The organism is Chryseobacterium sp. LAM-KRS1 (genome assembly GCF_013184525.1).
GTDB classification, from domain to species: Bacteria; Bacteroidota; Bacteroidia; order Flavobacteriales; family Weeksellaceae; genus Chryseobacterium; species Chryseobacterium proteolyticum.
Map to the genome: position 1 here is coordinate 108,402 of NZ_JAAOIZ010000006.1, position 11,592 is coordinate 119,993.

Annotated in this window: 9 protein-coding genes and 7 tRNA genes; all 16 read left to right on the top strand. The window is 36.9% G+C overall.

Annotation, left to right across the window (positions count from 1 at the left end):
- Positions 1–57 precede the first annotated feature (57 nt).
- The 16 genes from G9C87_RS17955 to G9C87_RS18030 all read left to right on the top strand — a co-directional run bounded on the left by G9C87_RS17955 (position 58) and on the right by G9C87_RS18030 (position 11,563).
- Entirely contained in the window at positions 58–708 is a 651-nt protein-coding gene (locus G9C87_RS17955) for a hypothetical protein (protein ID WP_172283739.1), read from the top strand.
- A complete protein-coding gene (locus G9C87_RS17960; protein WP_172283741.1) occupies positions 705–1,838 on the top strand; it encodes an AAA family ATPase in 1,134 nt (377 codons plus the stop codon). Before G9C87_RS17955 ends, G9C87_RS17960 begins: the two co-directional genes overlap by 4 nt.
- Entirely contained in the window at positions 1,811–2,554 is a 744-nt protein-coding gene (locus G9C87_RS17965; protein WP_172283743.1) for a hypothetical protein, read from the top strand. Before G9C87_RS17960 ends, G9C87_RS17965 begins: the two co-directional genes overlap by 28 nt.
- Complete coding sequence (locus G9C87_RS17970) at positions 2,545–4,929, top strand: hypothetical protein (RefSeq protein WP_172283745.1); 2,385 nt, start codon at positions 2,545–2,547, stop codon at positions 4,927–4,929. Before G9C87_RS17965 ends, G9C87_RS17970 begins: the two co-directional genes overlap by 10 nt.
- The gene (locus tag G9C87_RS17975) at positions 4,919–6,580 is read left to right on the top strand and encodes an APC family permease (protein ID WP_172283747.1); all 1,662 of its coding nucleotides are present in this window, start codon (positions 4,919–4,921) and stop codon (positions 6,578–6,580) included. The genes G9C87_RS17970 and G9C87_RS17975 overlap by 11 nt, the downstream gene beginning before the upstream one ends.
- Positions 6,573–7,592 (top strand): tetratricopeptide repeat protein, encoded by a 1,020-nt coding sequence (locus G9C87_RS17980; RefSeq protein ID WP_172283749.1) that lies wholly within the window; start codon positions 6,573–6,575, stop codon positions 7,590–7,592. The genes G9C87_RS17975 and G9C87_RS17980 overlap by 8 nt, the downstream gene beginning before the upstream one ends.
- A gap of 826 nt (positions 7,593–8,418) precedes the next feature.
- Positions 8,419–8,491, top strand: a tRNA-His gene (locus G9C87_RS17985).
- 178 nt (positions 8,492–8,669) lie between these two features.
- Positions 8,670–8,741, top strand: a tRNA-Asp gene (locus G9C87_RS17990).
- 67 nt (positions 8,742–8,808) lie between these two features.
- Positions 8,809–8,880, top strand: a tRNA-Pro gene (locus G9C87_RS17995).
- 79 nt (positions 8,881–8,959) lie between these two features.
- A tRNA-Cys gene (locus tag G9C87_RS18000) sits at positions 8,960–9,041 on the top strand.
- Between the two features lie 176 nt (positions 9,042–9,217).
- Positions 9,218–9,301: transfer RNA gene (locus G9C87_RS18005), tRNA-Tyr, on the top strand.
- A gap of 373 nt (positions 9,302–9,674) precedes the next feature.
- Positions 9,675–9,748, top strand: a tRNA-Leu gene (locus G9C87_RS18010).
- A gap of 153 nt (positions 9,749–9,901) precedes the next feature.
- Positions 9,902–9,973, top strand: a tRNA-Gln gene (locus G9C87_RS18015).
- Between the two features lie 71 nt (positions 9,974–10,044).
- Positions 10,045–10,530, top strand: a complete 486-nt coding sequence (locus G9C87_RS18020) for a ribonuclease H-like YkuK family protein (protein WP_172283751.1) — start codon at positions 10,045–10,047, stop codon at positions 10,528–10,530.
- 20 nt (positions 10,531–10,550) lie between these two features.
- Positions 10,551–10,940: a cyclic-phosphate processing receiver domain-containing protein gene (locus G9C87_RS18025; RefSeq protein ID WP_172283752.1), complete on the top strand. Its 390-nt coding sequence runs from the start codon at positions 10,551–10,553 to the stop codon at positions 10,938–10,940.
- A gap of 71 nt (positions 10,941–11,011) precedes the next feature.
- On the top strand, positions 11,012–11,563 hold the full coding sequence (locus G9C87_RS18030; protein WP_172283754.1) for a 3'-5' exonuclease: 552 nt from the start codon (positions 11,012–11,014) through the stop codon (positions 11,561–11,563).
- Positions 11,564–11,592 lie beyond the last annotated feature (29 nt).

Below are 11,592 nucleotides of genomic sequence, written 5' to 3' on the forward strand. Positions count from 1 at the left end.
CTTAATCATAATGATATTAAAGTTTTATTCTCAAAAAAATAATTTTACTTTTGTTATATGACCGAAAATACTCCTTTCCTTGATACTTTATTTCTTCTCCGTAAAGAAGAATGTATCACCGTTTTTTCAAATATTCAAAAAATTTCAGAGAAAGAAGAACAGGATGCCGCGGATTATTTTGAATCAGAATTTGAAAAAGAAAGACTCGAGTTTTTGACGGATCATTTGGAGTATGATAAAGAGGCTGCAGTCTGGGCTGCTAAGGTCCTTTATTATGCTGCTCAATTGTATTTAATAAGGGAAAACACGGCAAAAGACCTTGATCAGTTCATCCCTGAATTTAGAGGAATGAAAAATTCCGAAGCACTTTTATCAGCAGATCTTTCGCTGAGATTTTTACCCCAGATAATTGTAGTTCTTCAGAATTTGGACCCCGACGATCCTTTGATAAAAAAATTGGAAAGTATTTTGCTGCAATTCCATTACTCGGGTGTAGGGTATGATCTTGATCTCGAAAATATGAATTGGCAGGAAGAGTTGAAAGAACCGACATACCGGAAGCTATATCTTGAAAGGATTGTTGAAAAAAGAGCTCAAAGGTTGGCTGAAATACCCTTTATTAACAAGTTGTTGGTTGCTGAATTTGGCTTACATAAAGACGGGTTCTGGCGAGAATTAAAAATTATAAACGAAGAAGAAAATAAATGATTCCGAATATTTCAAAGCTTAATGCGGTACTCAATTACGTAAAAGACACTTTTGTAGGTAAAAACGATGTGGTCGATCTGCTGGGGATCTGCCTTCTGGCCAGAGAAAATGCATTTTTATATGGTCCGCCGGGAACGGCAAAATCAGCTATTGTAAGAACCTTGTCCCAAACGGTTAAAGATGGGAAGAATTTTGAGTATTTGCTGACCCGCTTCACGGAACCGAATGAAATTTTCGGTCCTTTTGATATCAGGAAATTAAAAGAAGGCGAACTTCTTACCAATACAGAAGGGATGATGCCCGAGGCTTCAATGGTTTTTCTGGATGAGATTTTTAATGCCAATTCAGCGATCCTCAATTCGCTTTTGATGGCTTTGAATGAAAAGATCTTTAAGAGGGGAAAGGAAACCAAGCATCTGCCTGCACTCATGTTTGTGGGAGCAAGCAATGTTTTACCTGAAGATGAAGCTTTAAATGCTTTATTCGACCGTTTTCTTATCAGGATCAATGTAGATTATGTGAATCCTGAGCTGCTTCAACAGGTTCTTTTAGCAGGAAGAAGATTAGAAAATGCAGAGGACAGGGATATTCCTGAAATTAGGGCCGAGGAAATAAGAGAGCTTCAGAACCTTTGTAAAACAGTGGATCTGAAACCTATTTATGAAGTTTACCTCAATACTGTGATCAGTCTCCGGAATACCGGAATTGCAATTTCCGACCGTAGAGCGGTAAAGCTTCAGAACCTTATTGCTGCAAGTGCCTTGATTTGCGGGAGAAGTGAAGCAATACTTTCTGACCTTTGGGTATTGAAACATATTTGGGATACGGAAGAGCAGATTGAAATTCTGGAAGGGATCATTAACAGGACCATCGAAAAGGATGAAAACCCGCAAAGCCATCCTCAGGCATTGCACAATAAAATGCCGAATCCTGAAGAGGTAATGAAGGATGTGAAGATCTTACAGGAAAAATGGGATAGCGGATCTGCAACATTTGAAGAACAAAATGTGATTAAAGATAAACTGAGATATCTACAAACCCGCTGTGACTGGATTAAAAATCCTGAACAGAAACAATATATTCAACAGGAAATAGAAGTCTTATGGCAGAGGATCTTACAGAGCATGTAATTGATTTTTGGGCGGAATTGCCTCGTGCTGATGAAGATTTTTTAGGTTCGATCCGGAACTGGAAAAATCTTCAGATTGCTTTGGAGGATGAGACAATCTGGCTTAAAGGATTTACTGAAGAGCAGGCTGCTTCTCCGGAGGTGCAACAATTGCCCAATTTCATTTTATATGAGCTCCGTAATGGTTTATTATTTAAAAAGAAAGCCTTAGTTCCTACCCGGAAAGTAAGAACTGCATTATTATGGTCTCCTATTGACCAGGCATTGCGTCTGGTTCTGCCGCCATCCAATCAGAATTTTTTTGGAATTAATGAAAAAATCAGGATAAGGCTAAAACCTGAAACTACAGAACAGCCTGCCATCGCTTTATTAAGTCCTATGTCGGAGATTGGAGCGGTTATTCCGACCTTATCTACATTCAAACTTGAAAGAAATGAATGGATTATCATTGGAGACAGGGCGCTATTCCTGGGTACACCTTTACTGGGGCTACCGGGAAAAACCTATTGGGAGAAAGATGGACATCTTTTACCCACCGGATTTGATTTTGAATTTAAGAATGTAAGTGCTTTACTTCAAAGAAAATATAATGAGAACATGAGCTATTGGCTTTTATGGAATGAAGACGGAAGTTATCTGTCCATTGCTAAGAAAGATCTGAAAAAGCTTTCCATAAGCTCATACCGGCTCACTCAAAAAGCGAAAGAATGGAGCTAAATGAATACTTCCAGTCCTACGAAGGATATTTTTGGGAATGGAATACAGATGAAGATGTGCGTGATGAGACAGGTTATCACGAAAATAACCTTGTATCCATTCCGAATGTGGGAGCCATTGCATACCGGCCTTACATAATTGAAGTCCTGAAAGAATTACATCTGCAGGGAATCCCTCCCTTTGGAGCTTTGTTGTTAGTACTTTATGCCACCCAGGAAGGCTATCTTAATTTCAATGCCGTTTCGTATTATTTAAAAAAGCTTGAAAAGGAAGCCAAAGTAAATATTGAGGTGGATTGCATTATCAATTTTCTAGGAAACCTTAATAAATTAGGTAAATCTTATAAAAAAGGGCAAAACAGAATTCTTTTGCTGCAAACATTATTTCACAATGCCCATAACAGGATCTCTGCACCATCCGGTTCATTGCTTCTGAAAAAGTTTGCAAAAAATCCTTATGCTCTGGTCAAAAGTGCTGAAAAAATACCCGTAACATCCTCATCTCTGGTAAAGGATACCAGAGTTCTTGTGTGGCTCAATGAAAAATTTCCTTCGGTAGAGTCAATTATTTATGCGATGAAAGGCTTTGGCACTGAGCCGGAGCTGGATGATGAGGTTGCAGAAGAGGAGATAACCGTAGAATCCAATAATGATTTTATCCAGGATTTAATAGAAGAGCCTAAAACATTTCAGGTAGGAAGCCTGATCAAAAGAATCTGGAGTGGCCTCAAAATTCCCATGCGTCACCTTTCTCCCGGTGAACAGCCGATAGGAGGAATTTCTGATATGACCAATAAGGGGGAGCTCCACAGAATGCTTTTGTCGGAATTCGCAAATGAAGATGAGGTTTTTATGAGCAGAATAGCCAACAACGAAACGCTTTATATTCAAAGGGAGATACCTCCTGAAGAAAATGTTTTTGAAAGAATAATTTTAATAGATACCTCTCTGAAAAACTGGGGAACACCGAAAGTATTGGCCTATGCATCCGCAATTGCGGTCATTAAGCATCCGAAGGCTCATTCGGAATGTAAAGTTTTCGTTCTGGGGCAAACAAGTGTTCCTGTTTTTCTTGATAGCGTGGAAAATGTTGTGGATCATCTAAACCAGGTAAGCTCAGCTTTGGATGTTTCCCAGGCTCTGGCTAAGTTTTTCCAGGATGAGCACACGGAAAAAGATCTTGAAGTATTTTTTATCACCAACCAGGAAAATCTCATGAATGAAGGGTTGCAAAAGGTAATTCATGAAAACAGGGACAGGCTTAAATTTATAGTAACGACATCTGTTGATGGCGAGGTTAATTTCTTCAAACATCATAAAGGAACAAGGAAACACATCCAGAAAATTGTACTTCCGCTAAAAGACTTATGGGCTAACCCACCACAACGAAAACAGAAAGCTGATCAGGATTCTGTGAATGGCAAAAAAACGGATGTTCCGAAGAACTATCCTATTCTTTTTCCTACACCCATGAACAAAATAGCTTCCTTTTTGTATGAAGGGGAGTTCTTTATTTTGAGCAATAAAAAGCAGCTGCTTAAAACTTATTTGTCAGATAATTATTATAATAAGGATTATTATGACCGATACAGAATACATAGGGGCTGTGAGGTTTTAATTGAAAATATTTCGGTAAGACCCCGTGGGCAGTTTGCTCTGGCTAAAAATAAGCAACAACAATTTATCCTTTGCCAGTACCAGCCTGATAAGCATATTATTTCAAAACTTAATCTTAATACCAAAGAATATTCTGAGCTCAATCTAACCGGGAAAAACATACCCAATGATTATCGGCTGATTTATTTTAACAAAAGTTTTTATCTGCATCATGCGGAATCCTCCTGGATCTATCATATTAATATTGATGGAAATATTTCATTTGAATCGGTGAAGAATGATAAAGAGATAGCCCGGAATCATTCAAAAGTAGAAACTGAAATGAAAAAGCTGGCGAATAGCGGAATAAAGATTTTAAATAACTTTAATAATATCGGAATCAACACTGAAAACAGCCTCGTCATATCAAATAACAGGCTGGCGAAAGTTTATGACAATTCTCTGACATTATACCGAAATAATCGCAGGATAAAAATAATTGCGAATCAATACAAAAATAAATTTACTTTTTCAGACGGAAGTGAGATTATCACGGATTCCCGTGGGATATTAACTTTCAAAAGCAGTAATAAAAATATTCCGGTATTTTATATCCCTTCTACGGAACATGGCTTTTTGTCTCTGGCAACCCATACCGAATTTGGAGGAGCAGAATATTACCTTCCTGAAACCACCTTGCTTAAGATGAGAACAATGGGGGATATGTGTTCAGATTATCTGGAGCCTTTTATCAATCAAATTCTGGAATATGGAACTTAGAATAAAACCTTTTCCAAAGAATGATTATCCCCGGAAGGGACTTCTGATCAGGAGTTCTTCACCATCCGTATGGCTCAGTGAAATGGATGCTTTGGGAATTGACCTAGACCAGGTAATGACATTTGCGATTCCTTCCAAAGAACCTAATATTCTCTATGGCTGTTTTATTGTTTTTAATAATGAGGCCCCCCGGGAAGTTGGTAGGAATTCTTATTTTCAATGTATAGATGAGATTTTATTTATCCCTGAATACACTACATTTTATCCTAAGGTCACTCCTGAAGACTGGCTCCATATTGATTCTCAGTTTCTGATTATCCATCCCGAATTCGGAATGGTAAAATTAAGAGAAGAAATAGATTGGGGTGCAGTGCTTGAAGAACCACAAAAGAATGGATCTTTTGTCAGCAAACCATTAAACGGAGTTTATATTCCAAAAGAAATCAAAAGTTTTGCAGTGGAAATTGATGATGAAAAAATGATGGAATCTCTGCGGACCTCAACAACGGAAGAAGAATGGATGAAAAACCTGCCTTTTGATCTGAAAAAAGTGATGGCGGGAAACAAAAAAGAAATCGAAAAATATCTAAAGTATATAGAAAAATATCCTGATCGGGCTATAGATTTGGGCGTGCCTCTGGATATTATGGGAACTTCGCGAGGAGATGGTTCGGGAAAGTTCAAATTTAATAACAATTGGCTGAGCCGGTTATGGGGAGGAAACGAGGCAAATGGTAAACAAAGGGATTACCGGTGGGCTCTCCTTGCATTATGGATCATAATTATTGTCGGGAGAATTATGATAGGCTTTACTAAAGAAGAGGGAACAACAGAAAGCCCTGTTTCTTCAGGAAATGTATTCTCAAAGGAGGCTTTGAAAAATCAGAATCCCGGCAAGTTAGCCTTTGAATCCGGTCTCACCGAAATAGATATGAAGATTGATTCCCTGTATCATAATGAAAGAAAGGAATTAATGAAAGACTATGCCGCAGCTTCCAAAGGATCCGACGCGAAGGAAATGAATAAGGTGGAAAAGAAGCTTGAAAATTACAAGGCAAAAGAAAGTAAGACGCGGGATTTTCTAAAGAAAATTTACAACAGGAAAATAGCAAAACATATTGCAGACAAATCCAGGGATTACCAGCGTAAAATTTCCGATTCCATTAAAAATAAAAATCATGATAAACCTGTTGATCAGGGAATTGTAAGAAGTATCTGGAGAAAAAAGCAGGTGTTAATGGAAGATTCTCTTGGAAGGCTTTATGGAACTTTAGAAAGTGCAGAACCCCATTTTTCATCCGGTCAAAATGTAAATACAAAAGAAAGTTTGGGTGATGAAAGCCCACCATCTAAAGACATTTCATTCTCCGAGATTATTTGGCTGATCATTCTGATTATAGGAAGTGTAGGGCTTTATTCTTATTTCTTCCGGAAGAAAACCTTGAATATCGGAGGCGATAATGTACCCGGTGGTATTAAAATATTTCTGGTTCTTATTTTGATAGGAATGCTGATTTATCTTTTTTATCCGTTGATCGGGATGTACGGGTACAACTGGTTTGTATGGTTCCTGGTTATTTGTGTCATCTTATTGGTATATCGTTTATTCAGCGAGGACAAAACCATTTTAAAATCCGATAAAGATGAATAAGCAGAAGTTTATAGATAAATTTATCAGAGCATTTTTAATACTGGTACTTCTTAAAGTGCTGGGGCTTGTAGCGCAACTTTTTCATCAGAGTTTCTGGAGTGTATTAGGCACCTTGGGTATTTTTATCGCAGTGGCTATCATAATTTTTGTGGTAATGATCAGCCTGAAGGATAAAGAAAAAAATGATCAACGTTCCGGAAGGCGAGGAAATTCGGGAGGAAACTTTTACCTTGAAAATTCTCTTTTTGACAGAATCCGTAGTAAATATGAAGAGCTGGCAGAAAAATATATTACAGAAGGAGATTACAAAAAAGCCGCAAAAGTTTATATGAACCTTCTCCAGGATAATTACAGGGCAGCAAAAACACTGGAAAATGGTGAATTTTATAATGAGGCAGCCGTTATTTATCTGAAAAGGTTGCATAATAAATCCGATGCTGCGGCTTGCTATGAAAAAGCAAAACAATACAGAAAAGCAATTGATCTTTATAAAGAACTCGATCAGAAAGAAAAAGTAGGTGATCTTTATAAAGAGATGAATGATATAAAAAATGCACATGTCTATTATCAGATGTTGGCAGATGATTTCGTGGATAACAGCCAGATGGTAAAAGCCTCGCTGATCTACAGAAAAAAGATGGAAATGCCTGATGAAGCACAGAAAATCCTATTAACAGGATGGAAAGAAAATAAAGATGCCTTCAATTGTCTGAATAATTATTTTGCAAATATTTTTGATTCTACAAAATTAGAAAGGGAAATTCAGCATTTATATGAAGAAACGCCAGCAGATAAAAAGCTGATTTATCTGGAGGCTATGAAGTATGAATTTAAAAAGAACTCTTCCCTTCAGACTGTCACGAGAAATATTGCTTATGAGATCATTTCCGAAAAGGTAGAAACCCATTCCGAAATTGTAAATGAGCTAAAATATTTTAATCCTGATGATTCGCTTATTTTAAAAGATATTTCAAGGTATAAGACTGGAAGGAATAAGATGTTCAGGAATTAATTGATGTTGGAATTAAAAGATTAAAAGACTTAAGAATTTCATAGTAATCTTTATAAATTCCTAACAAACATAATGGCTGAAGCTTTCAAAACCACCATTTTATCAGGAAAAATATTATCTTTGCGGACATAAAATTATGACAATACAAACAGCACATATCAGTTTAAATCTATGCGATAGCCCTGTACTAAAGGATTCGTTTGGATATGAATGCATGATATGGAATGAGGTAAAATGTGCTGACTTTGTAAATTATTTACTGTAAACTCGTAAAGATTTAATCAAAATACTGCAAAAACGCCTCGATTCCCGGGGCGTTTTTTGTGTTTTTAGAACAGAAATTATTTAGAATGAAAAAAAATAACCAAAAAAGTGAAAATTTTTAATTAGCAATGAAATTTTAATACAATAAAATAGAGTGATAAACAAACCGGTGAGAGACAGTCATTTAGGTAATTAAAGTATCTGCAATAATTTGCGGACAGGAATTTCTATTTCTTTTTATTTAATGTAACTTATTGATTTTTAAGTTATTATATCTGGGATTTATTTGCGAGTTAAAAAAAAACATATTTACTTTGCAATCGAAAATTGAAAGCAACAGGTTTTCAGAATTTCAAAAAGTGTTTAAAACAAAAAATATAATGAAACAATTGCATTACATATTTAATCCGTATTCAAGACTACAAGCAGAGGAACCGAAAGGTTACCCATGTCTTCAGGATAGTGAATTTGTGGATAAAAGGTGCTTATATATTTGGGTCAGCTATTGATCTGACACGTCAAAATATATACAGCACCTCCCGAAAAGAGGTGCTTTTTTTATGGTTTCTTTAGCTTATTTGGTAAAGCGTCGGTTTGTGGCACCGGAGAATAGGGTTCGATCCCCGGAGAAACCCAAAGTACAATTCCTTAGCTTAATGAACCTGACCACCGGTCTTTTAAAACCGGAAAAATGGGAGGTTTAATTTCTCTGGGATTAAAAGGAGAGTAGATAAATAAGGGTTGGTTGCGGCTTACTGCTCATAAGTTCTACGATAGTCGTGAAGGTTCAATTCCTTTGCTCTCTGCAAAAAAGGTCTATTGAGGTAATGGCTAACCTGCCCGACTGTCTCTTGGGCACTGCGAGTTCGATTCTCGCATAGACCGCAAGGTTCACGGAATATTTCGGCTCCGACTGTCTCTCGGAAAAGAAATAGGAAGCTGAACCTTATAACTGGAAAGATAACGGTGGTTGTTTACCCGCCTTGGACGCGGGAGGTCGCAAGTTCGAATCTTGCTTTCCAGACTATTTTTAATTGAACGCGAAAAGTTGAAATGCAGGTCAATTATCACTAATGAACGATCAATTATAATGAATAAAACCTGATGGTTCGCCGAAGTGGAAGAGTCGGGGCGGTCTGCAAAACCGTTGCGTAAGCTGAGTGGGTTTGAATCCCATAACCATCTCAAATAACTAAAATGAGATTAGTTCCGGAGAAAAGTTAAAAGGATGTCGGGCGCAGAAGTTCTTATATCAAACAAAAAATTAAGACAGGCCTTTTGCTTACTCCATTATAATGATCAGAAATTATGATGAAATCAAAACCTCTATTCATCTTTATCACTGATCTTTATACAAATCGGGAAGTGCGCCGGAGTTGGAGAGCCGGGGCAGACTGTAAATCTGTTGCTTTATTGCTGAGTAGGTTCGAATCCTACCACTTCCACTACAATCAACTGATAATGTAATGGCAGCATGCAGGAACTGTACTCTTGTCGCTTAGGTTCGATTCCTAATCAGTTGATTATTATTAATAAAAGATAAAAGATAAAAGATAAAAGATAAAAGATGATTCATAAATTTTAAGACTAATATCTTATCAATCAATGATCAATCATCATTGATCAATCACATAACGAAAGAGGAAAGAGAAGGGTTTGTCAAGCGCAGAAGATCTTTACAAACACTAACAAGCAAAAGTTTACACCGACAAACTTTCTCTAACCTTAATTAAAAGTGTTGATTGATCATAGATCAATGATTGCAGGTATTATAATTTATCTGTTAAAATGTCTCATCAATTATAATTTGTAAAAAATACGGGAATGGCGGAACTGGCAGACGCACTTGACTTAGACTCAAGATATTGAGGGTTCGACTCCCTTTTCCTGTACAAAATGTTAATTCATATAAAGATAAATAACCATTTGGTTTTTATAATGAATTTTTATTTATCTATAATCAACGATAATTACGAAGGTACAGGTTCGATCCTGTCTGTTCTGTAATTGCGGACAAAACTTATATGTAACTCAGTACTGCAGAATGATTCATGGTGTAATCGGCAGCACACAAGACTTTGACTCTTGTTGTTCAGGTTCGAGTCCTGATGAATCAACAAAATCTTTACTCAATCATCGCTTATCAATTATAAAGAACAATATGTAGAATTTAAAAAAATGTAAAAAAATGGAAACGCAACAAGAAATATGGCAGAATATGAGTGGGAAATTTTTCCACAAGCCTATCACACAGTTGATAGAAGAAGCCATCATCCGCGAAGAAGCTAATGGATACCGACTGAAAGTTTGTGTGGGATCAGATTCTCATGTGTATGGAGATACTATTAGTTATGCTACGGCAGTAGTATTTATTCGTGAAGGAAAAGGTGCGTTTACTTTTATCAGAAAACAAAAAGAAATTCAAACAATCAGCATCAAAGAGCGGATGCTTAATGAGGTGAATAAATCTGTAGAAATTGCTTATACCATCTGTCCTGTTTTAGATAAATATGGGGTCGAAATGGAAGTTCATGCTGATATCAATACGGATCCTGATTTTAAATCCAATGTAGCCTTGAAAGATGCCATGGGGTATATTTTGGGAATGGGATATGTATTCAAAGCTAAACCTTATGCTTTTGCGAGCTCCAATTGTGCAGATATGATGGTTTAATAATAAATCTTGATGATTTTATGAAAATGATACAAAAGCTTTTGTTTCTTGATGATATCAGGTGTCCGGAAGAAGCCTATCACTATACAAAACAGGATTTTTTCTTATTGAAAGACTGGATCATTGTTCGGAATTATAAGCAGTTTATCCATTGGATTTCAGAAAAGGGACTTCCGGAAATGATCTCTTTTGATCACGACCTTGCTGATGGAGAGCACACCGGTAACTGGGATTCCGAAAAGACTGGATATGACTGTGCAAAATGGCTGATAGAATATTGTATGGATCATCATTTGGATGTACCTCAATTTTACAGTCATTCCATGAATCCGGTGGGTAAAAAGAATATTATTAACCTGCTTGAAAATTTTAGAAGACAGAATGAGCTCTTTTCGGTTGATCTGACATAGGAACCAGAGCTCATTTGAAGTTGACCAATTATTAATAACAAAGTACATTTTATACATGTACGACAAAAACTATGAAAACAACAGATCATATACTTATTATAGACCTCGAAGCAACATGTTGGGACAGCCGGCCGCCAAGGGGACAAGAAAGTGAGATCATTGAAATCGGGGTTTGCGTTATGGATGCAAAGACCGGCGAGATCTCAAGAAACGAAGGGATTTTGGTAAGACCTCAATATTCAAAGGTGAGCCCATTCTGTACGGAGCTGACTACCATCACCCAAAAGATGCTGGATGAAGAAGGTGTTTTATTTGATGATGCCTTAGATATACTCCGGGCAGAATATCATTCAGAACATCTTACCTGGGCAAGTTATGGCAATTATGACTTGAACATGCTTCAAAACCAGGCCAGAAGATTTAATCTTGATTATCCCTTAAGTGATAGTCATATTAATGTGAAGACATTGTTCGGGTTTGTTCATCCTACGATCAGGAAAAGTGTAGGAATGAGCAGGGCTTTAGGGGAACTTAATCTTAAGCTGGAAGGAACCCATCACCGCGGTGTGGACGATGCTAAAAATATTGCCAAGATTTTACATTGGTGCCTGCAAAATAACTAATTACGGTAAAACTCCCTTTCTAAGAAGGG